Origin of the sequence: Flavihumibacter rivuli (assembly GCF_018595685.2) — a bacterium.
Lineage (GTDB): Bacteria > Bacteroidota > Bacteroidia > Chitinophagales > Chitinophagaceae > Flavihumibacter > Flavihumibacter rivuli.
The window spans coordinates 2,537,451-2,560,083 of sequence record NZ_CP092334.1 but is presented as its reverse complement, the minus strand read 5'-3'; the positions used below and the strand labels follow the sequence as shown (position 1 = coordinate 2,560,083).

Genomic DNA, 22,633 nt, shown 5'->3' with positions numbered 1-22,633 from the left:
AAGCAAAACAGGAACCTTGTTATGGTTCCTGTTTTTTATTACGACCGGCAATGCCGGTGCTTTGATGATTTTACTTAATTCAGGTACTTGGTGATCTCCTCGCTCATGGGCTTCACCTTGCTGGGGAATACTGCAACCAGTTTACCCTTTTCATCGACCAGGAATTTGGTGAAGTTCCACTTGATAGGATCGTTAACGCCCATCTTGGCAGCTTCTTCAGTCAGGTATTTGAAGAGCGGGTGGATATCATCACCTTTAACGGAAACCTTTTCTGCCATGGGGAAGTTCACCCCATAATTCTTCTTACAGAATTCCTTGATGTCGCTGTTGCTGCCAGGTTCCTGCTGACCAAAGTTATTGGCAGGGAAGCCGATCACCACCAACTTGTTCTTGTACTTGTCGTACAATTGCTGCAGGTCGGCATACTGCGGGGTATAGCCGCATTGTGAGGCAGTATTCACGATCAGGATCTTCTTTCCCTTATAGCTTGACAGGTCGATGGGTTTGCCATCGAGGCCGTTTACCTTGAAATCATAAATGCCCATAGATGCAAAGAGGATCATGGAAAGCAAAATGGTTTTAAGCATGACGAAAATGTTTATGTTAATAATACAATAATTGGCCCGTATTGTTTTGTAAGTAAATGTTATTGTCTTTCATAAGCCCCGGCATCCGGTGCCCCGGCATTCCTTGGTTTGCCTTCCAGGTCTGTACTGATGCTGGTAGCCAATCCTTTGTCAATGGCGGGTGATCCTTCCTTCAGTTTAAAAATATACCGTTGGTTCTCCCCTCCTGTTTCTTCAAAAAGTGGATCCGCTACGGTTGTGTTAACGGTACTGATGATGGAAGGGACCGTTGTCATTTTCCAGATCGAATGGGAGAAACTGACCTGGTAGGGAAGGTTGCCTTCCTGCTGGATGGCCACTTCATTTTCAATAGTGGATCCTCCCTCGCCCCAGACAATGGAGTTGAGGAAATTGACCTGTAATGGGGCCGTGACCAAAGTGTTGTCGATCTTCGCGGCATTGCTGATCAGTACAGCAGGGTCTTTGTGCAGGATATACCTGGTACTGTAGGCTGCAATGGTGCAATGGGTGAATCGGTAATTGCCACCATAGATGATCTGGATGTTCTTCCCCGAATTGCTGACCAGGCTGTTGTTGGCTTCAATGGATGAGTTGATGGCCAGCAGTGCTGCGTCATATATATTATCCAGGATACATTGATTGATCACCAGCTTGGGTAGTCCATTTTTGCCGGGCCCTTCTGCAATGATGCCCTGGTAACCATTCCTGATCTCGGTGTAGTTGATTTGGTTATTGTTGCTGTTGGAGCGGAAATAGATGCCAGGCCAGGATCCCGGGAAATTGCTGTAAGGTTCGTCGAGCCTGTCGCTGCTGAAAATGATATGGTCTTCTTCTGCCATTGCGCCATTCGCCCTGATACTACCATCAACTATGATGGGGGCATCTGCATGAAGGTAGACCTTTGTCCCCGGTTCAATGTTTAGGGTAGCGTTGGAGTCAATATAAAGACCACCTAGAATTACGTAGGGAAGATCCTTTGTCCAGGTTTGATTGCCACTGATCCTTCGGTTGCGGAGGAACCTGGCGTTCTTTCCCCATGTATCCAGTTGGACCCAGCGTTCATTGCCATTCCAGGCTACCCTGATGCTGTCGCGCACCACGAAAGGAAGTGCTTGCTGGTTTTCTGGCACCTGGGTATTCACAAAAATGTAGATACTGTCATTGGCTTCTATTTCAATATCGGTCACCGCAGGGCCGGGCTTCCCATTGATGTTGATCCTGAAAGCTGTATTGGTGCCGCCGGCCAACCTTACTTCACTGAGTTTGAGTTTCTGGTCGTTCGTGTTGAAGATCTTGAAGCTTTGGGTGATGGACCTGACTGTAGTGAATAGTGTATCGAAATGAACGGTATCCGCAGAGATAAAAATGCCGGCATCAGGACTGGTAATGATGCTTTCCTTCGTACAACTGAAAAGGAAAGGCAAAATGATTCCCAGGATAAGGGCAACCAGTGATGAATTGCGTTGCTGCATTGACCAAAAATAGCTGAATTGCCGAAATACAGTAGCCTGGTTGCATTAAAGTAAGGTTATCGGGCAAAAGATTCCTTCATTGCCAGGTTGAAGGCAGGAGGTAAACTTTTTATTCCGGGTTAAACAACTATGGATAGAAGATTCCCCGGTAGGGCTAGGGTAGGGTATAGGCAAAGCCCAGGACGCTGATCCTGCAGTTGACTTCCTTCCTTAATTGTGCTGCCAGTGCCTCGATGGTCGCGCCGGTAGTAATGACATCATCAACCAGCAGGATGGTTTTACCTTCCAATACCGTTGGTTCACTTAGTTCAAAAGCTGATTGCATATTCTCCCATCTTTCCCCCCGGTGCTGTTTGGTTTGTGTAATGGTAGCCTTATTCCTTTTAACCAGGTTATCTGCGAATGGAAGTCCTGTTATCTCATGTATGCCTTTACAGATAAGTGTTGCCTGGTTATAGCCCCTTTTCTGTTCCCGGCTGGAATGCAGGGGCATCGGGATCATCAGTTCGGTCGAATAGGCCAATGGACTTTCCATGATCTCCCTTCCCATCCATTTGCCGATATCCAGGGCAGCATCGGGGCGGTAGCGGTATTTCACCTGGTGCATGATCTCCTGTACAAGGCTTCCCTTGGTGAAGTAAGAGCATGCTGCTGCATGCAAAAGGGGAACCCTTCCCCAGAATATCCTCGCTACCGGGTTTTCATTCTGGGATAGGAATCCCGTTCGGGGTAGCTCATGTTTACAACGGTAACATATACCCGAATGTTTGTCGTCCAGTTCATTGCCACAACCTGCACAGGTGTGTGGGAAGAAGAGACCAGCTATGGGCCTTAACCAACTTTCCATCAGATGGGATAGCATGGCCAAACTTAGGTCTTCCTTTACTGTCGGTCATACCGTGAAATAACCCGGATCAGAATAGGATGCGGTAAACATCTTCCACTTTGGCAACGGGAATGATCTCGATATTGCTGGAGAGCTTAGCCAAGCCTTTCTGGTTGTAGCGCGAGATGATCATTTTTTCCAGTCCAAGTTTTTCAGCTTCAGCTATCCGTTGTTCAATGCGGTTGACCGACCTGATCTCACCGCTTAGTCCTACCTCACCGGCAAAGGCGATAGTGGGAGGAATGGGGGTGTCATCGTAGGAACTTAGCAGCGAACAAAGAATGGCGAGGTCAATGGCAGGGTCTTCTACCTTCAAACCCCCAGCAATATTCAGGAAGACATCCTTCATGCCAAACTGGAAACCGCCGCGTTTTTCCAATACGGCCAGTAGTAACTGGAGTCGCCTGAGGTCGAACCCGCTCACCGTACGTTGCGGGGTACCATAAACAGATTGTGTAACCAGGGCCTGTGCTTCTATGAGTAAAGGCCGCATGCCTTCCAGGGTGGCTGCAATAGCGGTGCCACTTAACCTTTCTTCATTATGGGAGAGCAGGATATCACTTGGGTTCAACACACCACGCATGCCGGACTCTGTCATTTCGTATATGCCCAGTTCTGCGGTGCTGCCAAACCTGTTCTTTAAGGTCCTCAGTATACGGAACGCATAATGCCTGTCACCCTCAAATTGCAGAACAGTATCCACCATATGTTCAAGGATCTTTGGTCCCGCAATGCTGCCGTCCTTGGTGATATGGCCGATCAATATCACTGGGGTGGAGGTTTCCTTTGCAAAGCGTTGCCATTCTGCAGTACATTCCCTGATCTGTGAAACACTACCGGGTGAGGATTCAATATGGGAAGTATGGAGCGTCTGGATGGAGTCGATGATCACCAACTGCGGTTTCAGTTTTTTTACTTCCTGGAAGATCCTTTGGGTATTGGTTTCTGTGAGCAGGTAAAAGTTATCACTCTTATAAGGAAGCCTGTCGGCCCTCATCTTGATCTGTTGCTCACTTTCTTCCCCACTAACATATAAGGTGAGCGTGTTCTGGAGTTGAAGGCCACATTGCAGGAACAGGGTTGATTTGCCAATGCCTGGTTCGCCGGCAACCAATATGATGCTGCCGGGAACAATTCCGCCACCCAACACCCTGTTCAATTCAACATCGGGGGTAAGTAATCTTGTTTCAGGTTTGCTGCTCAGGTCGGTTAACCTGGTAACACCAGTAGGACCATTATCATTATCCTGTTGCCAGGGTTGAAGGGGTCTTGATTTTTCTTTCTGTTGTATCTCTTCAACGAATGTATTCCATTGTTGGCATGCGGGACATTTACCTAACCATTTTGTGCTTTCATATCCACATTGCTGACAAAAAAAACTGGTTTTCGTTTTACTCATGTGCTAAAGGTAACATCATGCATCAAAAAGAATGGAAAACAACGACACGTGATAAAACCCGAATGGAAGAAAAAAAGGAAAAAAGAAATGGGGATAAATGTGGTAGATCCTAAAAAGTAAAAAGGCCAGCATTGCTGCTGACCTTTTACTTACTAACCCATTAAATTCTTGCACTAAATTACGAATATGGGGCACATTTCAAAATAATTTTTTAGGCCTGTGAATAACTTTTGAGGCGGTCCGGGCGAGGGTATAGGCCCCCTAAAATACTATTTAAATAAATGAAAATCAATAACATATAAAAAATCGGAAAAGTTCCCGGGGAGAGGCTATCAGGAAAAATTGACAGCATAAAACGGTGATGTTCAGGGGGAGTGACAAAAAGGCTGGTTGTAGTCCGGATTCAGGTAAATTTTGGGGAAATGATCCCTTTTGGTTTCAGGTTTGTTATATTGGTATACCTAATATAGTATTATAATTATGACACCTTCAATTATGTTCGTTTCCCTGGTTTTCGTGGGGATCAGTATGTTGGTTTCTTTCCTATTGAGGAGCAAGATCAAGCGTTACAGTGAAACCCCCATGCGCTCGGGTTTGTCGGGCAGGGAAGTGGCGGAGAAAATGCTCCGGGAATGTGGTATCTACGATGTACAAGTAGTTATGGCTCAAGGGTTTTTGTCTGACCATTACAATCCATTGACGAAAACGGTAAGCCTCAGCCAGGAGATCTACGAGGGCAGGAATGTGGCAGCGGCGGCCGTTGCGGCCCATGAATGCGGCCATGCGGTTCAGCATGCTACGGCCTACCCATGGCTGACCATGAGGAGCAAGCTGGTGCCGGCCGTTCAGGTTAGTTCCGGCCTGGTACAATGGGTTTTGCTGGCTGGGATATTGTTGATCAATACTTTCCCCAAGCTTCTATTGGTAGGTATCGTCCTGTTTGCAGTGACCACCTTATTCTCCCTTATTACCCTGCCGGTGGAATTCGACGCCAGCCGCAGGGCGCTGGTATGGTTGAACCAGGCAGGGATCACCACCCAGGAGGAGCACCCCAAGGCTAAAGACGCCTTGAAATGGGCGGCCATGACCTATGTAGTAGCGGCGGTAGCCTCTATCGTTACCCTGGTGCAGTACATCCTGATCTACCAGAACCGAAGCAGGGATTAAGAAAATAAATATATGTTGGATTTTATGCAGGCCGGCTTTCAAGCCGGCTTTTTTCGTCTCCCGAATGATGGTTAAACAGTGAGTCTATGGGAATTACAAAAAAGCTTAATAATCAACATTAAATAGAAATTAAAAAGGATGAATGGCAAATTCAAGGTTTCCTGGAATTTGTAAGAAAGTGCAGGTATGTGCTGTTTTAAAGGATTTTGCTTGCGGAATAATCACCATAAAATGTAGAAAATACCGCAAAAATTTTGAAAAATTCATGCAGCGAAAATTGTGTTAATGGATTCTTAATTATATTTGAAAGGTGCCAACTAGATAATTGGCATTAATTTTTTAACCAAAACACACGACGCTCATGAGAAGACTGCTCTTCCTTGGGGCCATGCTTTTGATGGTATTTCAGTTAGCGGTGGCTCAAACAGTGGAAGTAACCGGCCGAGTGGTGGATGACAAAGGCAATCCCATTCCCGGTGTTTCCGTAACAGAGAGGTCAACCAAAAAAGGTACCTCTACTGATGCAAATGGTAATTTCAAGATCAGCGTTCAGCAAGGCGCTGTTTTAAACTTTACCAGTATTGGTTTTGACAGCAAGTCAGTTACTGCTTCAGGCAGCATCCTGAATGTAGTACTGGGAACTTCCAACACTGCTTTAAGTGAAGTAGTGGTTACTGGTACCGGTGTTGGTACCACAAAGAAAAAATTGGCTATCGCGGTAGAATCCGTTACGGCCGATAAACTTCCCCAGACTGTTAACGCGGACGTAGGTAGTGCCCTGGTAGGTAAGATCGCCGGTGCACAGATCTCTTCTGTTAACGGTAGTCCCGGTGCTCCTGTAAACATCCTGTTGCGTGGTATCAACTCCATCAATGGTGGTACCCGCCCAATGATCCTGGTGGACGGTGTGGAAGTTAATGCTACCGGTCTTGAGTCGCTCGACCTTTCTGCTTATGAGAGGATCGAAGTGGTTCAGGGTCCTGCTGCTGCTTCTATCTATGGTGCCCAGGGTGCCAACGGTGTAATCCAGTTGTTTACCAAGAAGGGTCGTTCCGGAAAGGTGAACATTGACTTCAACAGTAGTGTTGCTGTAAACCAATTGCTGAACATTGGTGGTGTGCAGAAAGCCAAGAAGCACGCTTTCCGCGTTAACGCTAATGGTGAAGTGGTTGCCGGTAACGGTACTCCTCTTTCCTGGGATGAAGAAACCGGTTCTTACCTGACCAACCCTGTCTTCAACCTGATCAACAAGGATAGTAAGTATGAGAACTTCTACAACAAGAACCTCCTGTGGTATGACCACTATGATATGTTCTTTGTAGATGGAACAACTTACAACAACTCCCTTAGCATCAATGGGTCAAAGGATAGGTTCGACTTCAACATTATTGCTTCTGACAACCGCCAGAAGACTGTCTTCAAGGACAATGGTGATTTCAGCCGTACCAACCTGACTGTAAACCTGGGTGCTGAACTGGCCAAGGGTCTGCGTCTGCGTACCACAACCCAGTTGATCTACACCAACAGTACTTTGTTGGATCCAGATGGCCGTAACATGTTCTACGCTATTAACAACGCCCGTCCTTTCGCGGATTTCACCCGTAAGGATGCAGCTGGATTCTATTCTCCTTATTATGGTGATGCGGTGGGTGTTAACCACTACAACTTTAACTACATCAGGGAGAACGCTGATGTTCGTGACCAAACCATCGACATCGTACAGAGCTTCAACCTGAACTATAAGCTGCCTAAGTTTGTGGAACTGGATGCCAAGTATGGTATCAACCGCAGTGAACTGAACAGCCGTTACCAGATCTACGACCAGCAGCACAGTGTTGGTGCTGAATTCTATGGATACCAGGCTGAGTACTATTCTCCGAGGGTTAGCTACCATGATCCTGCTTACGCGAATGCTGCTTCTGGTGAGATCAACCAGGGCCAGTATATCACTACCTTCCAGAACCTGAACACCAGTGCTACCATCAGGTTCAATTTTGAGGACGATTTCAAGATGAACTTCCCGCTGATGTCCACTACCCAGGTAGGTTGGGACTATCGTAAGCGTGATTACAACCAATACATTACTTATGGCGGTGACGCTCCTGATTTCACTCCATACAGGGCTACCAACATGGGTGTGTACAAGACCGTTAGTGACTTCGTTCAGGAGTTTGCTACCTACGGTTATTATGTGAACCAGCGTTTTGACTGGTCTGATTGGGCTGGTGCCAGCGTTGGTTTCCGTTCTGACTATTCATCTGCCTTCGGTCGCGGTTCTAAGCCCCAGACCTTCCCTCGCGGGGATGCGTACGTAAGGCTTTCCGGCCTGAACTTCTGGTCCAACAGCAAGCTGGCCAATACCTGGACCGACTTCAAGATCCGCGCTGCTTATGGTGAAGCAGGTATCCAGCCTGGTGCATACGATCGTTTCCCTGTACTTTCTACAGGTGTAATGGGTACCCAGAGCTACCTGTCAACCCCAGTATCCAACGCTAACCCCGACCTGCGCGTTGAGGTGGCCAAGGAATTGGAGATCGGTGCTGACTTCGGTTTCCGTTTGGGTAAGGGTGACTGGTTCCGTAACCTGAACCTGGCTGTTACCTACTGGACTCGTCGTTCTGAAGACGTTATCGACAGGGTTGACGTGGCCCCCAGTACTGGTGCCGGTCGTATCCTGACCAACTCTATGGAGCTGAAGTCTGATGGTATCCAGGCCTCTTTGAACCTGGGTGTTTACAATACCAAGGACCTGAACTGGAACTTCACTGCCCTGTTCAGCAAGCAGAACTCCATTGTGGACAAGATCCTGGGCGATGCTGAGATCATCAAGACCTCTAACGCCGGTTCTACCCAATACGTGATCAAGGCTGGTGAGCAGATCGGCCAGATCTATGGTTTCCTCTTCCTGAATGATGTGAATGCACTGAAGCCAGACGGTACTCCCTGGATTCCAAAGGACCAGCAGGCTAACTACGAAGTGGCCAGCAATGGTTATGTAGTAGATAAGGCACGCCGCGTACCTTATGTTACCCCGACTACTATGCCTCTGGGTGACCCGAACCCCAAGTTCAACATGTCATTCATCAACGACTTCAACTTCAAAGGTTACCTGACATTCGGTATCCAGTTTGACTGGGTGTACAAGAGCTATCTCTACAACCAGACCAAGCAGTGGATGTACCGTGATGGTATCCATAAGGACTATGATAACGAGATCACTATTGATGGCCAGACAGCCGCTTGGTCAGCCTTCTATCGTGGTGCATACGCTGAGCGTCGTGCCAACGGTACCAAGAGCTACTTCATGGAAGATGCTACCTTCCTGCGCCTGCGTAACCTGAACATTGGCTTTGATTTCGCAAAGTTCTTCAAGATGAAGTCTTTCACCCGCCTGCAGCTGGTATTGACAGGACGTAACCTCTGGACCAAGACCAACTATACTGGTATGGATCCGGAAGTAAGTTCAGGTTCTATCAACTCTTCATGGGACCGTGCGGTGGATCACAATACCATTCCTAACCTGAAGACATACCAGGTTGGCCTGAATGTGGGTTTCTAATCTTAAACTAGAAGACAATGATGAAAAAAACATATTTAGCAATAGTTGCCGCAACTGTCCTGGGCGCAAGCAGTTGTAAAAAAGACCTGGCACTTCTTAACCCAAATAACCCGAGCCCGGAATCCGTGAATACTGAGTCCGGTATCGTTCAGTTCGCCCGTGGTGGTGTTTATATCAATGGTTTCCGTACAGCCAAGTACACCGATGGTGTATTCGGACCCTTCTGGGCCGGTGCTACCGGTTTCCATGAAATGATGGGTGATGTGGTTGGTTGTGATGCGGCCAACGCCTTCATGAACCAGATCGGCTGTCCTGAATCTGTAAAGCATGATGACGGCCAGGTAGTGGCCAACCCCAACTCCCCCAATACCCAGGTGGGTTTGATCAGGAGCATTAACGTAAACTCCCAGGCAGGAAACAATACCCTGTATTATGAGTGGGCTTATATGTATAACCTGATCGGTTCTGCCAACCTCCTGTTGCAGAAGGTAGATGAAGTGACCTTCTCCGGTGATGCAGCATCCAAGAAGGCTGCCGTTAAGGCCATTGCCCATTGGTGGAAGGGATTTGCTTATAGCCGTATCGGTTCTACTTATATCGCAGGTCTGCTGATCGATGAATACCTGGCAACCAATGGTAACTATGTTGCCAATACCAAAATGGTTGAAGAAGGTAACAAGGAGTTTGACCTGGCTATTGCCGCTGCCAAGTCTGCTCCCAATGCCGGTAACTTCACAGATTTTACCGCTCAATTGATCCCTGAATTCTTCCTCGGCGGAAGTGGAGGTCCTTTATCAGCTGAAATGTTGGAGCGTAACGTGAATACCATGAAGGCCCGTAACCTTATGGTGAACAAGCGCAGCAAGGATATGACCGCTGCTGACTGGAACGCAGTGCTGGCATTTGCCAATAACGGTCTGACCTCATCTGACAATATCTTCATCGGTACTGTTGACGAGCGTGGTGACGTATTCTCTGCCAGTTCATTCGTTGCCGGTAAGACATGGAGTTCAAACGCCGGTACCAACACCTATAAGCTGAGTGAGCGTTGGGCACAGGAGTTCAAGGATGGTGACAAGCGTAAGGAGAATAACCTTAAGCTGACCACTCCTTACCTGGGCCAGGCTGACCGTGGTAATGCCCACTTTACCCGTTGGGCATTGTTGAACGGCGGTAATGGTATGTCAGGTGTAGTGGTATTTGCTAATACTGCTCCTGGTGAATATGAAATGCACCTTGCCGGTGATTATGAAGAAAACGAACTGATGAAGGCCGAGGCTTTGATCAATACCGATAAGGTGGAAGATGGCCTCAAGATCATTGATGCCATCCGTACCCGTCAGGGAGCCGGTCTCGCTGCCGTTGCCGGTACTGGTTTGACCAAGGCGCAAGCCCAGGAAGAACTGCGTCGTGAACGTCGTATCGTGGTTGCCTTCCGTGGTCTGTCCTTCTACGATGCACGCCGCTGGGGTGTTATCGATAAGGGTGTTGGCCGTAGTGGAGCAGTTGCCGTTAAGAACACCGGTGTGGTAAGTACCAATGCCACGATCGAATACAACTATATGGATTATTGGGATGTTCCAGGAAACGAACTGACCTACAATCCTCCTGCAGCGGGTAGTGCCGATGTAGTAAACAAGAAGTATTAATGCACTGAACCTTAAACTAACAGTTTCCGGACCAGTAGGGTCCGGTCAATGATGCAGTGTTTTCTCAAATAGAGGATTACATTTCCTGTGTGATGACCCCGGTATTCTTACCGGGGTTTTTTCTTTTCGAACAGCATTTTGGGATTTTGTGTTGTCAAATATTTGTTAATGAGCGGTTGTCGGGTAAAATTTTGGGGATTTACGGTTGATGAAATATTGAAAAGTGTAAAAAATAATACATTTTCTTTTAATAATACCATTAATCGGAAATTAACATCATGTTAACCGACAATAACTTTGGCACACATTTATAAAAAATCTTTATGGCTGCATTGAAAAAACTAACGGGCTTAATGTGGAGTTTCCTGCTCCTCACCGTGATGACTGTTCAGGCCCAGACCCGGCAAATCACCGGTAAGGTCACAGATCAAAAGGATGGTGGACCTTTATCAGGCGCTACCATCACAGTGAAAGGAACCACTATTTCAACAATTACCCAGGCTGACGGTAGCTTCAGCCTGTCTGTACCTGAGAACGCTACCACCCTCGTTATCTCTTCGGTTGGCTATAAGCAGGTAGAAACGCCTGTGAATAGTGTTGTGAACGTGGTAATGCAGGTGGGAGATGCCTCCCTGTCAGAAGTGGTAGTGGTAGGTTATGGTACCAAGATCAAGCGCGACCTGACCGGTGTGGTTGCCCGCGTTAAAGGATCCGAAGTAGCCAACACCCCTGTTCCTAACTTCAACCAGGCCCTCCAGGGCCGTGCCGCCGGTGTATTTGTTGAATCTAACAGCGGTAAGGTGGGTGAAGGTGTTAAGGTGAGGATCCGTGGTACGGGTTCATTATCTGCTTCAAACGATCCCCTGTATGTTATCGATGGTATCCCTGTGAATAACAGTGCTTCATCAGGTAACCCTCTTTCAGATATCAACTTCAACGATATCGAGTCTTTCGAGATCCTGAAGGACGCTTCTTCTGCTGCGATCTATGGTGCCCGTGCCTCAAACGGTGTGGTACTGATCACTACCAAGCGTGGTAAGGCTGGAAAGACCAACCTGAATGTGAACATGCAGTATGGTGTGAATGATCCTACCAACTACCGTGGTTTCCTGAACGCGGAGCAATATGTTAACCTGCTTAGGGAAGCGGCTATCAATAGTGATAATATTGAAGGTGTGGATCCAACTGATCCAGCCCAATACCCAGGTTCATGGTTGCAGTTCGCTGAAAGAAGGTTGACCCGTTACTCTGGCTGGTCTGACTGGAGGAAGCTTGAAACCAATACCAACTGGGAAAAACTGGCTTTCAATGAAAAGTCTAACACCACCCTTATTGACCTTAACCTGAGCGGTGGTAATGAAAAGACCAAGTTCTATGTGAGCGGTGGTTACAACAAGCAGGATGGTATCCTCTTCGGTAACGACTTCGAGCGTATCTCCAGCCGCGTTAACCTGGAGCATGACGCTACCAACCGCCTGAAGATCGGCTTCAACCTGGGTCTGTCCCGTACTGTGGCCAACAGGGTTGCCGATGATAACCAGTTCTATACCCCGATGCAGATCGTGGCCCTTGCCCCTATCACCCCGGTGTATGACCTGAATGGTAACCTGTACGATCGTCCTGTTACCACTTACTATAACCCGCTGATCGAACTGGATGGTTCAAAGTATATCTCTACTACCTATCGTAACCTGGGAAGTGCTTTTGCCTCCTACAAACTGATGGAAGGACTGGTGTTCCGTACAGAGTTTGGCCTGGACCTGCTGACCCAGAACGATGACCGCTTCAATGGTTTCAAGACCATCATAGGTGGACCTACCAATGGTTATGCCCAGAACGACTGGTTCCGCACGACCAACTACAACACCAACAACTACTTCAACTACCGTAAGATGTTTGGTGAGAAGCATGACCTCGATGTAACTGTAGGTATGTCATTCCAGAAATACCGTACTGATTTTACCAGCGTATTTGGTGAAGACTTCCCTGTAGAAGACCTTCAGCGCCTGGCCAGTGCCGGTCGTATCACTGGTGGTACCAACACCGTTACCGAGTCTTCTTTCCTTTCTTATTTTGCCCGTGCCAACTACAAGTTCAACGATAAGTACTTGTTGACAGTGAGTGGCAGGTATGATGGTTCTTCCCGATTCGGTAAGAACAACCAATATGGTTTCTTCCCTGCAGTGTCTGTGGGTTGGATCCTGAGCGAAGAAAGCTTCCTTGCCAATTCTAACACGATCAGCTTCCTGAAGCTGCGTGCCAGCGTTGGTAATGCAGGTAACGCTGATGGTTTCGGAAACTTTGCGGCACTTGGTCTTTATGGTGCAAGCAAGTACAACAACCAGTCTTCTCTGGTTCCCATTCAGTTGCCAAACCCTGAACTGGGTTGGGAAAAGTCTCGCCAGTTTGATATTGGCCTGGACTTCGGTTTCCTGAACAACCGTATCAGTGGTGAGATCGATTACTACGATCGTTTGACCAATGACCTGATCTATGCTGTACCTGTTCCTGGTACATCAGGTTTCACTACCCAGGTAACCAACGTTGGTGCCATGTCAAACAAGGGTATCGAATTCGTTTTGAACACTACCAACATCTCCAAGAAGAATTTCACCTGGAATACCAGCTTCAACATCTCCAGGAACAAGAACCAGATCACCAGGTTGGATGGCGACCAGACCATCATCCCGGGTAATGATGGCCGCTACCTGAACTCACTGATCGTGGGACAGCCTATCGGTGTATTCTATGGTCCTAAGTTCGCCGGTGCTGATCCAAACAATGGTGATGCCTTGTATTACCTGGAAGATGGTAAGTCAACCACTAATGATTACAATGCTGCTGCTGACTTCGTAGTGGGTGATCCTAACCCGGATGTGATCGCTGGTTTGAATAACACCATCAACTTCAAGGGTATCGAACTGAACTTCCTGTTCCAGGGTGTGTTCGGCAACCAGGTACTGAATGGTGCGGGTGGTTTCATGTCTGCCAGCTTCGACTGGTTCGATAACCAGACACTGGATCAACTGAACCGTTGGCAGAAGCCTGGAGACCAGACCATGGTTCCCCAGCTGCGCCTTGGTTATGGTAACGGTATTGGTGCTTCCAGCCGTTATGTTCAGGATGCTGATTATATCCGCCTGAAGAATATTACCCTTGCCTATAACTTACCCGGTAATGTTGTTTCTAAACTGAAGATGCGTTCTGCAAGGTTCTATGTAACTGCTGTTAACCTCGCTACCTTCACCAGCTACGACGGATGGGATCCTGAAGTAAACACCGATTACAGGGCCGGTAACCGTAACCAGGGTTCAGACTTCTACGCTGCTCCGCAGATCAAGTCTATTACCGTTGGTCTTAACCTTGGCTTTTAATTGAAAAACTACCAAAATGAAAAAATACTTAGCAATATGTGGCGCAGCGGTGATGTTGATGACTTCCTGCGCTAAACAACTCGATATCCTGCCGGAGCAGGAACTGGAAGAAGGTGTTGCCTTAAGTTCAGATGCGAACGTGAAGAAGGTGCTGAACGGGGCTTATGACGCCATCAGTTCTGGTTCCCTCTATGGCGGTGACCTGATGCTTTATTCTGAATTACTGGGTGCAGGTGATGAGATCCGTTGGGAGGGTACCTTCAATGAGCCACGTGAGGCCATCGAAAAGCGTTTCCTGACCACTAACTCTGATGTTCGTGATATCTGGCTGAACGGTTACCGTACCATCAATATCGCCAACAATATCCTGAGCGCCATTAGTGTGGTAAATGCTGCTGATCAGAACAGGGTTCAGGGTGAAGCACTGTTCATTCGTGGTTCCGTTTACATGGAACTGGTAAAGCTGTTTGCAAAGCCTTATTCAGCCGGTAACACTGCAGCCAATCTCGGTTTGCCGATCTATACTGAGCCTACCCGCGAGATCAATGAAGGTAGTTTCAAGGCGAGGAATACCCTGGAAGAAACCTATACCCAGATCATCAACGACCTGACCCAGGCAGAAACCTTGCTGGCCAATGCCGGCAAGAACGCCCCCTATGCTAATAAGGGTGCAGCTGCAGGTCAACTGGCAAGGGCCTACCTTCTGATGGGACGTTACCAGGAAGCAAGGGATGCCGCAAACAGGGGTATCTCCTGGGCCGGAAGCAATGGCTTTGCCCAGACCAATAGCTATGATGCATTGTTCAACAACTCTGCACCTTCCACTGAAGACCTCTTCACCATTATTGTTAACCCACAGGATGGTGCCAACAACATGCACCTCTACTGGTCTATCCCCCAGTTTGGTGGTCGTGATGGTGACGTTTCAGTACAAGCTGCCCATCTTAGCCTGTATAGCGCCAATGACGAACGCAGAAAGCTTTTCTACCTGGATGCACAGAATGTATTCCGTAGTGGAAAATGGAAACTCCAGTACAAGAACTTGCCCATTCTCCGTCTGAGTGAGTTGTATCTCATAAGGGCTGAGGGTAATAGCAGGTTAGGTACTGCTGTAGGAGACTCTCCTGCCAACGACATCAAGAAGATCCGTGAGCGCGCTGGTGTTGCAGCTATTGCTGCCCCCACCCTCGATGATATCCTGCTGGAGCGCAGGCTCGAACTGGCACATGAAGGCCAGCGTATCCATGACATCAAGCGCCTGAAGCAGACCACTGATGGTTTCGCTTATGATGCTGATAAACTGGTGATGCCAATCCCGCAGCGTGAGATCAACGCCAATGGTGCATTGCAGCAAAACCCAGGTTACTGATCATAGTGATCAAATTCATATCAAAGCGCCACTTCATTGAAGTGGCGCTTTTGTTTTAGGAAGGCAACTTATATTTTTCATTGAACGGGATCATCTGGAAAAGCAAAGGCCACTGCTAGGAGTGGCCTTTGAAATAATCTTGGATGGTATAACCTTAGAGCTTGATCTCTTCCTCGTGGGCATCGAAGAAATGGAACTCTGTAAGGTGGTAATTGGTATTGGCAACCAATTTGATCTTTTGCTTGAATGCCCTTCTCCATTTCCAAAGCTTGCTGAAGATCCAGCCCTTGGTCAGGTAGGCATAAAGGATGGGATGCACAGCCACGGTAAGGTTGCTATGGCTATGGGTAATGAGGTAATTGAGGTTCTTTTCGATCTCATCTTCCAGGACAAGGGTAGAGGAGATCTTTCCCGTACCATGGCAACTGGGGCAAACCTCCATGGTATTGATGTTGATCTCGGGCTTCATGCGCTGGCGGGTGATCTGCATCAGGCCGAATTTTGAAATGGGCAGTACGGCATGCTTGGCCCTGTCGGGCTTCATGAACTGCTCCATGGCATCGGCCAGGCGCTTCTTGTTCTCCGGCAGCTTCATATCAATGAAATCCACCACGATGATACCACCAAGGTCCCTCAGCCTCAACTGCCTGGCGATCTCTTCTGCAGCCTCCAGGTTGGTCTCCAGGGCGTTCTGCTCCTGGTTATTGCTTACACTCTTATAGCCACTATTTACGTCGATCACATGAAGTGCTTCCGTATGCTCAATGATGAGGTAGGCGCCGCTGGGCAGGTTGACCGTTTTACCAAAGGCAGCCTTGACTTGCTTGGTTACCCCATACTGGTCAAAAATGGGCGAGCCATTGTGGTAATAGGAAACAATATCGGTTTTGTCCGGGGCGATCCGCTGGATATAACTCTTGGTATCGTTGTAGATATTCCTGTCGTTCACCACGATGCGGTTGAAATCCTCGTTCAGCAGGTCGCGGAGGATACTGGTGGTCTTGGTTTGTTCACTCAATATCTTGGCCGGGGCCTGTGAGCTTTTCAGGTTGCGTTGGATGGCTGCCCAGGTATCTACCAATGCCTTCAGGTCCTCGTGCAATTCAGCCGTATTCTTGCCTTCAGCGGCCGTACGGACAATTACACCGAAGTTCTTGGGCTTGATGGATTCGATGATGCGCTGGAGGCGTTTGCGCTCATCGGATGAATGGATCTTCCTGGAGACGGCCACCACATCATTGAAGGGGGTGATCACAACGAAACGGCCGGGCAGGGAGATCTCGCAACTCAGTCGCGGTCCCTTGGCAGCAATAGGCTCCTTAAGGATCTGTACGAGGATATTAGGTTTGCCCCCTAATACTTCATTGATCTTACCTGTCTTGATGATCTCGGGCTCTACCTCGAACTTTCCGAAGTCGAAACCTTCCGGGCTATTGTCGCTGATGGATTGCTGGGTGAACTTGAGGAGGGACTTGGCGTAAGGGCTAAGGTCGGTATAATGCAAAAAAGCATCCTTTTCGAATCCTACATCAACAAATGCAGCATTCAAACCGGGAATGAGCTTTCTAACCTTTCCTAGGTAGAGGTCTCCGACCGCAAAACTGGCATCTGCTTTTTCATTATGCAGTTCCACCAGCTTTTTGTCTTCCAGCAATGCAATCTCAACACCCTGTGGTGCCGAGTTAATAATTAATTCCTTGTTCAATCGATAATTCTTTTACAATCAGTCCAATCTCACCAAAAGGAAAAGCGCTGAAGAGGTCTGTACTTGTCCGGTATCCGGTTTTAGCAATAATCGGTGGATGTCCGGAAAATAATCGGTTCAGCAAATGGGAATAAAGCCGGAATAAATATACATATTCCGGCTTTATAAAAGAAGGTATGAAAGAAGGAAATTACTTCTTCTTCTTATGACGATTCTTTCTCAGTCTCTTTTTGCGTTTGTGCGTCGCAATCTTATGACGCTTTCTTTTTTTACCACAAGGCATCTTTCAACGATTTATAGTGTTAACAATTCAGTGTTACTTCAATTCCCTGATCCTCTTCTCCAGTTCTCCCTTCAGGGCAGGGTTGGAAATATGTTCTGCAGCGTGTTGGTACCATTCCACCGCCCTGGCCTTTTGGCCAAGCCTTTCATAGCCTTCACCCAGCATCAGCAGGACCTCCAGGTCGTGGGGATCCTTTGCTGCGACCTTTTCCAATCGCTCCACTGCTTTATCATACTGACCCGATACAATACCACCCACACCCAGCATTTTCTGGGCATAGATATTGGTGGAATCCTTACGGCTCACTTCCAGGATCTGCTGGATGCCCTTCATCACTTCCTGTGGGTTGTCGGCAGGTGCGCCAAAAATATAGGTGCTGCCCAGCCCAACCTTCAGGGAATCATTGTCGGGATTCAGTACTAAAGCCTTTTCAAAAAGCTCTTTTGATTGGCTGGCCAGCCAGGATTTGATCTCCGGTTGTTCAACGCCTCTCAGGTTGTCCAATAATAATTGGGCTGCAAAGGTGAGACTTTTTTCAGAATTTTCCAACTTGGCTGCTTCAGCAGTATAATAAGCAAAGGGCATGAAGGCCTGGGCCGAATCACTCCAGAAGGCCGCAAGCTGGCGGTAGGTCTTGATCTTTTGCTCGTTAACATCACCCCTTACCACCGATTGGCTGAGGCCGTTAACATAGGTTTGCTGGGATGCCGGCAATTGGGCAGTAGCCGCTTGGATAGCAGATTGAATATCAAAGGCTTTTCCCGCTGCCTGGGAGGCAGGGGTATCTTTTTTAGGCGGAACCGTCTTTCCGAAAAAATAAACCAGCAGCAGTATTCCAATACCGCTGCCAACCAGGATCATTTGTTGTTTTTTCACCTTTTCCGATTAAGGATGCAAAATTACATCTCTTCATCGGGGTTTGGTTGTCCTTCCTTGACTGTTTTGAGTTTTTTAACCTCCTGGATGAACTCCTTGGCAGGTTTAAAGGCAGGAATATAATGCTCGGGTATCTCAACCGCAACATTCTTCTTGATGTTACGACCAATCTTGGCTGCCCTTTTCTTGGTAATGAAGCTGCCAAATCCGCGGATGTAAATGTTCTCGCCCTGAGCCAATGTGTCCTTTACTTCCTTGAACATGGCTTCGAGGGCAACCAGAACATCCACCTTGGGGATTCCGGTTTTCTCTGCAATTTGATTGATGAGGTCGGCCTTTCTCATTGTTTCACCTGTTTATGTTGGTTATCAAGTGTCGGATGGAGCCGGATTCCCGGGTTCCAGAACAAACATGAATTTGTTTGTTAATATAAACTAATCTTCTTACCCGTGCAATACATATGCAATTTATTGATTTTGAACTTAAATGAAATAATTTTCCCCAAATACCTGAAAAAGTATTTTTTTTCGTTTGTTGTAATGGAAATATGACTGACTTTTCTAAAAACCTTATTCACTGGCATCATCACCTCAACCAGCGCCAAATGCCCTGGAAAGGTGAGCGCGATCCTTACCGGATCTGGCTTAGCGAGGTAATGCTGCAACAAACAAGGGTAGAGCAGGGGCTTGACTATTACAACCGGTTCACCAGCCGATTCCCCTCCATCACTGACCTGGCCCTGGCCCCCGATGAAGAGGTCTTCAAGCTCTGGGAAGGACTGGGGTATTACAGCAGGTGTAAGAACCTGCTGGCCACGGCAAGGCATATAGCCTTCGATCTGGGGGGTAAATTCCCGGATACCCATGAACAGATCCTTAAACTCAAAGGGGTAGGTCCCTATACCGCTGCGGCCATTGCCTCCTTCGCCTACAACCTTCCCCATGCAGTGATCGATGGCAATGTTTTCAGGGTGCTTTCCCGCTTTTTTGGCATCAACACCCCCATCGATAGCCCAGCCGGTAAAAAGCTTTACCAGCAGCTTGCAGATGCACTGCTCAATAAGGAAGAGCCTGCCATCTACAACCAGGCCATCATGGATTTCGGTGCCATCGTGTGTAAACCTCGACAGCCCCTATGTGAAACCTGTGTGCTGAAGGAAGAATGTGAGGCTTACAAGCTGGGACTGGTAGAAACCCTGCCGGTCAAATCCAAATCGATCCAGAAAAGGAACCGTTACCTGTATTATTTCATTCTCTTTTACGAGGGTAAGTATTATATCCGGAAACGTGAAGGGAAGGATATCTGGCAGAACCTGCATGAGTGGGTACTTTGGGAACCTGAAGAACCACAGGAGATCAATGAAGGCAAGGTGAAGAAAGTCCTGAGATCAGCTTTTGGCCTGAGCAAGGCAAGGGTACTATGGATCTCACCTGAGTCAAGACAGCAACTGACCCACCAGACCATCACCGGAAGGTTCATCCATGTTGAATTGCAGGGACCACTTTCCCCCAAATATGGCTACCAGGCAATCACGCCAGAGGAACTGCGTAAGCTGGCCTTCCCCCGCTTCATCTCAAGTTATCTTGAAAGGGCCGACCTGCTTGGTGTATAGGTTGTCAGGATGGTGGATAGCTTCCTGATAAAAAATGGAAAGGATAGTATAAAAAAAATTAATTTTAAGAGTAGTAAACGTGGTCAACAGGCGAATCATAACCTAAAAAGGAATTTTATGAGAGGCGTAAACAGGGTGATGCTGATAGGTAATCTGGGAAAGGACCCGGATGTTCAATACCTGGAAGGTAATATTGCAGTGGCAAAATTTTCCCTGGCAACAACAGAGACCTACAAGGACAGGGCAGGAAAATTGATCTCACAGACGGAATGGCACACTGTGGTTTTATGGAGGGGATTAGCTGAACTGGCACAGAAATACCTGCATAAAGGCAGCCTGGTCTATATTGAAGGCCGGCTCAGGACAAGGAGTTGGGAGGATAAGGAAGGCAATAAGAAATTTGCAACCGAGGTAGTAGGGGATAACCTGATCATGCTGGATAAGCGCACTGACCTGCATGGCCAGGGATTCAATGGTTTCCCCGGTGAGGGTATGGAAGGCATGAGTAGTGCCGACGCTCCACCAGAACCTAACCAGGACCTCCCTTTCTGATCCAATAAATTATGCAAATTTGCATTCCAGGCAGGCCATAAAGACCTGCCTTTGTATTGGTGCAAGGATTGATAACGAAAAACAACTGCTTTGGATTACGCATCGGTCGATTCATTATTATCTATGCTTTGGACTCCCTTATTGCTGGCAGCCAACCTGCAGGGCACTACATTTTTGGTGATCGTGATCCTGGTGCTGCTGATCATTTCCTATTTCCTCTCCGGTGCTGAAGTGGCATTCTTCAGCCTGTCGAACAAGGATATCAATATGCTGAAGACCAAGCAGGGCGCATCCTGGAAAAGGATCGTGAACCTGCTGGATGAACCCAAGCTATTATTGGGTTCCATGCGTATTGGCAATGCACTCGTGAACATCACCATCATCATCCTCTCTAACTTCCTGATCGACCAGTTACTGCCCATCAAGGCTAACTGGTGGTTTGTTGATTTCCTGATCAAGGTGCTGCTGGTGACTTTCTTCCTCGTTTTGTTTGGGGAAGTGTTGCCCAAGGTATATGCCTCTCAGAACAACCTGCGCTTTGCCCGTGATGCCTCTTTTCTGGTGGAGATCGTGCACCTGCTCTTCAAAAGGGTAAGCGGATGGATGGTCGATATGACCGATGGCATCGAGAAAAAACTTGGTGCGGATTATACCACCAGCCATTTCGAGGAATTGGAGGAAGATAGCAATGCATCAGAGGAGGAGAAGAATATCCTCCGGGGGATCGCGAAGTTTGGGAATATTACGGTGAAGCAGGTAATGCGTACCAGGCTTGATGTGAGTGGAGTGGACTACAATACCCGTTTTGTTGACCTTGTAAAACTGCTGGAAGAGTTCCATTATTCAAGGGTTCCCGTTTACAGGAATAGCCTGGATGATGTGATGGGGGTCTTGCATACCAAGGACATCCTGCCCTTCCTCAAGGAAGATGATGACTTCGACTGGCATACCCTGATGCGTCAACCCTATTTCGTGCATGAGCAGAAAATGATCGAAGACCTGCTGCAGGACTTCCGGGCCAGAAGGACCCACTTTGCCGTTGTGGTGGATGAGTTTGGTGGCACCAGTGGTATTGTCACCCTTGAAGACATTATGGAGGAGATCATCGGTGATATCCGCGATGAGTTTGATGAGGAAGATAGCGTTAACAAGAAACTGGACGATCGCAACTATATCTTTGAAGGCCGAACCATGATCCACGATGTTTGCCGGATGATGGGACTGCCTGTCAATACATTTGACCAGGTGAAAGGGGATAGTGATTCCCTCGCAGGCCTGGTGCTTGAGATAGCCGGAAAAATACCTGCACAGGATGAAATGGTTGAAGTGGGGGATTTCCAGTTCACGGTGGTGGAATTGGACCGTAACAGGATCCAGAAAGTAAAAGTGACCATAAAATCCTAGAACCTATTAATTGACATGAAGAAGGAATTCAAGCGAAATCTCGCTTTTTCAATAGCAGTTGTATTGCTGCTCATGGCCGCGGCTTGTAATAGCCCCTATACGCCCAAGCCCAGGGGATATTACACCATCCATTTCCCTGAACATCAATACCAGGTCTTCGAAAAGCCAGGCTATCCCTATACTTTTGAATACCCGGTCTATGCCAGGGTGATCCAGGATAGCACTTTTTTTGAAGAGCAGCCAGAGAACCCTTATTGGATCAACCTGGAGTTCCCCGATTTTGGCGGGAAGATTTACATCAGTTATAACCAGATAGGTGGCATCTCCCGCTATAAAGTGAAGAACACTAAAGGCGAATACGTTGATTCGGTCGGCAAGAATACTTTTGAAAGACTGCTGACAGGATCCTACCAGCTCTCCTTCAAGCATAGCTATAAAGCCACTTCCATTGACGATTCGGTATTCACTACCCCCAATGGTATCGATGGGATCTATTTCCGTATCGGCGGTAATACGGCAACAGCCAACCAGTTCCTCGTTAGTGACTCCACAAAGCATTTCCTTCGTGGGGCACTCTATTTCGATGCTACCCCTAATGAAGATTCATTGAGGCCAGTCAATGAGTTCCTGAAGAAGGACATGCAGCATATCATCAATACCCTGAGGTGGAAATGATGTTCCTGTTTAACCAGGGCAATAGCTATTAGCCTGCCCAAATTTGTGCAGGTGAGACAGGTTC

Annotated in this window: 16 protein-coding genes; 9 read left to right on the top strand and 7 right to left on the bottom strand. The window is 47.7% G+C overall.

What is annotated here, in order from left to right; translation table 11 throughout:
* Nucleotides 1–74: 74 nt before the first annotated feature.
* The 4 genes from KJS94_RS10960 to radA all read right to left on the bottom strand — a co-directional run bounded on the left by KJS94_RS10960 (nt 75) and on the right by radA (nt 4,344).
* Complete coding sequence (locus KJS94_RS10960; RefSeq protein ID WP_214448724.1) at nt 75–587, bottom strand: glutathione peroxidase; 513 nt, start codon at nt 585–587, stop codon at nt 75–77.
* A gap of 59 nt (nt 588–646) precedes the next feature.
* Complete coding sequence (locus tag KJS94_RS10955) at nt 647–2,059, bottom strand: choice-of-anchor Q domain-containing protein (protein WP_214448725.1); 1,413 nt, start codon at nt 2,057–2,059, stop codon at nt 647–649.
* 154 nt (nt 2,060–2,213) lie between these two features.
* Nucleotides 2,214–2,906, bottom strand: a complete 693-nt coding sequence (locus KJS94_RS10950) for a ComF family protein (protein ID WP_214448726.1) — start codon at nt 2,904–2,906, stop codon at nt 2,214–2,216.
* Between the two features lie 67 nt (nt 2,907–2,973).
* On the bottom strand, nt 2,974–4,344 hold the full coding sequence (radA, locus tag KJS94_RS10945; protein WP_214448727.1) for a DNA repair protein RadA: 1,371 nt from the start codon (nt 4,342–4,344) through the stop codon (nt 2,974–2,976).
* A 480-nt stretch (nt 4,345–4,824) separates the two neighbouring features.
* Between radA and KJS94_RS10940 the strand changes: the two genes are divergently transcribed.
* The 5 genes from KJS94_RS10940 (at nt 4,825) to KJS94_RS10920 (ending at nt 15,462) form a co-directional block, all read left to right on the top strand.
* Nucleotides 4,825–5,511, top strand: a complete 687-nt coding sequence (locus KJS94_RS10940) for a zinc metallopeptidase (protein WP_239804137.1) — start codon at nt 4,825–4,827, stop codon at nt 5,509–5,511.
* Between the two features lie 361 nt (nt 5,512–5,872).
* The gene (locus KJS94_RS10935) at nt 5,873–9,070 is read left to right on the top strand and encodes a SusC/RagA family TonB-linked outer membrane protein (protein ID WP_214448728.1); all 3,198 of its coding nucleotides are present in this window, start codon (nt 5,873–5,875) and stop codon (nt 9,068–9,070) included.
* Nucleotides 9,071–9,087: 17 nt separating this feature from the next.
* Nucleotides 9,088–10,719, top strand: a complete 1,632-nt coding sequence (locus KJS94_RS10930) for a RagB/SusD family nutrient uptake outer membrane protein (protein ID WP_214448729.1) — start codon at nt 9,088–9,090, stop codon at nt 10,717–10,719.
* Nucleotides 10,720–11,042: 323 nt separating this feature from the next.
* Nucleotides 11,043–14,093 carry a SusC/RagA family TonB-linked outer membrane protein gene (locus tag KJS94_RS10925; protein WP_239804136.1) on the top strand — a complete coding sequence of 1,017 codons (3,051 nt, stop codon included), beginning with the start codon at nt 11,043–11,045 and terminating at the stop codon, nt 14,091–14,093.
* 16 nt (nt 14,094–14,109) lie between these two features.
* Nucleotides 14,110–15,462 (top strand): RagB/SusD family nutrient uptake outer membrane protein, encoded by a 1,353-nt coding sequence (locus KJS94_RS10920; protein ID WP_214448730.1) that lies wholly within the window; start codon nt 14,110–14,112, stop codon nt 15,460–15,462.
* Nucleotides 15,463–15,616: 154 nt separating this feature from the next.
* On the opposite strand, the gene KJS94_RS10915 is transcribed toward KJS94_RS10920, so the two are convergent.
* The 3 genes from KJS94_RS10915 to KJS94_RS10900 all read right to left on the bottom strand — a co-directional run bounded on the left by KJS94_RS10915 (nt 15,617) and on the right by KJS94_RS10900 (nt 18,670).
* Nucleotides 15,617–17,167: an Rne/Rng family ribonuclease gene (locus KJS94_RS10915; protein ID WP_214448731.1), complete on the bottom strand. Its 1,551-nt coding sequence runs from the start codon at nt 17,165–17,167 to the stop codon at nt 15,617–15,619.
* 316 nt (nt 17,168–17,483) lie between these two features.
* Nucleotides 17,484–18,326: a tetratricopeptide repeat protein gene (locus tag KJS94_RS10905; RefSeq protein WP_214448732.1), complete on the bottom strand. Its 843-nt coding sequence runs from the start codon at nt 18,324–18,326 to the stop codon at nt 17,484–17,486.
* A gap of 23 nt (nt 18,327–18,349) precedes the next feature.
* Complete coding sequence (locus KJS94_RS10900; protein WP_214448733.1) at nt 18,350–18,670, bottom strand: HU family DNA-binding protein; 321 nt, start codon at nt 18,668–18,670, stop codon at nt 18,350–18,352.
* Nucleotides 18,671–18,873: 203 nt separating this feature from the next.
* On the opposite strand from KJS94_RS10900, the gene mutY reads away from it, so the two are divergent.
* From mutY to gldD, 4 genes are all read left to right on the top strand, one after another.
* Complete coding sequence (mutY, locus tag KJS94_RS10895; RefSeq protein ID WP_214448734.1) at nt 18,874–19,938, top strand: A/G-specific adenine glycosylase; 1,065 nt, start codon at nt 18,874–18,876, stop codon at nt 19,936–19,938.
* 117 nt (nt 19,939–20,055) lie between these two features.
* Nucleotides 20,056–20,490, top strand: coding sequence for a single-stranded DNA-binding protein (locus tag KJS94_RS10890; RefSeq protein WP_214448735.1), 435 nt, complete (start codon nt 20,056–20,058; stop codon nt 20,488–20,490).
* A 123-nt stretch (nt 20,491–20,613) separates the two neighbouring features.
* Nucleotides 20,614–21,894: a gliding motility-associated protein GldE gene (gene gldE, locus KJS94_RS10885; protein ID WP_214448811.1), complete on the top strand. Its 1,281-nt coding sequence runs from the start codon at nt 20,614–20,616 to the stop codon at nt 21,892–21,894.
* 15 nt (nt 21,895–21,909) lie between these two features.
* Nucleotides 21,910–22,569: a gliding motility lipoprotein GldD gene (gldD, locus tag KJS94_RS10880; RefSeq protein ID WP_239804134.1), complete on the top strand. Its 660-nt coding sequence runs from the start codon at nt 21,910–21,912 to the stop codon at nt 22,567–22,569.
* The last annotated feature ends 64 nt before the right edge of the window (nt 22,570–22,633 follow it).

What these genes read in the sequence shown, in the direction of transcription:
- KJS94_RS10960 (WP_214448724.1), bottom strand. Translation starts at nt 587, where the DNA reads ATGCTTAAAACCATTTTGCTTTCCATGATCCTCTTTGCATCTATGGGC.
- KJS94_RS10925 (WP_239804136.1), top strand. Translation starts at nt 11,043, where the DNA reads ATGGCTGCATTGAAAAAACTAACGGGCTTAATGTGGAGTTTCCTGCTC.
- KJS94_RS10900 (WP_214448733.1), bottom strand. Translation starts at nt 18,670, where the DNA reads ATGAGAAAGGCCGACCTCATCAATCAAATTGCAGAGAAAACCGGAATC.
- gldD (WP_239804134.1), top strand. Translation starts at nt 21,910, where the DNA reads ATGAAGAAGGAATTCAAGCGAAATCTCGCTTTTTCAATAGCAGTTGTA.
- KJS94_RS10950 (WP_214448726.1), bottom strand. Translation starts at nt 2,906, where the DNA reads ATGGAAAGTTGGTTAAGGCCCATAGCTGGTCTCTTCTTCCCACACACC.
- KJS94_RS10930 (WP_214448729.1), top strand. Translation starts at nt 9,088, where the DNA reads ATGATGAAAAAAACATATTTAGCAATAGTTGCCGCAACTGTCCTGGGC.
- KJS94_RS10890 (WP_214448735.1), top strand. Translation starts at nt 20,056, where the DNA reads ATGAGAGGCGTAAACAGGGTGATGCTGATAGGTAATCTGGGAAAGGAC.
- radA (WP_214448727.1), bottom strand. Translation starts at nt 4,344, where the DNA reads ATGAGTAAAACGAAAACCAGTTTTTTTTGTCAGCAATGTGGATATGAA.
- KJS94_RS10935 (WP_214448728.1), top strand. Translation starts at nt 5,873, where the DNA reads ATGAGAAGACTGCTCTTCCTTGGGGCCATGCTTTTGATGGTATTTCAG.
- KJS94_RS10955 (WP_214448725.1), bottom strand. Translation starts at nt 2,059, where the DNA reads ATGCAGCAACGCAATTCATCACTGGTTGCCCTTATCCTGGGAATCATT.
- KJS94_RS10940 (WP_239804137.1), top strand. Translation starts at nt 4,825, where the DNA reads ATGACACCTTCAATTATGTTCGTTTCCCTGGTTTTCGTGGGGATCAGT.
- KJS94_RS10920 (WP_214448730.1), top strand. Translation starts at nt 14,110, where the DNA reads ATGAAAAAATACTTAGCAATATGTGGCGCAGCGGTGATGTTGATGACT.
- mutY (WP_214448734.1), top strand. Translation starts at nt 18,874, where the DNA reads ATGACTGACTTTTCTAAAAACCTTATTCACTGGCATCATCACCTCAAC.
- gldE (WP_214448811.1), top strand. Translation starts at nt 20,614, where the DNA reads ATGCTTTGGACTCCCTTATTGCTGGCAGCCAACCTGCAGGGCACTACA.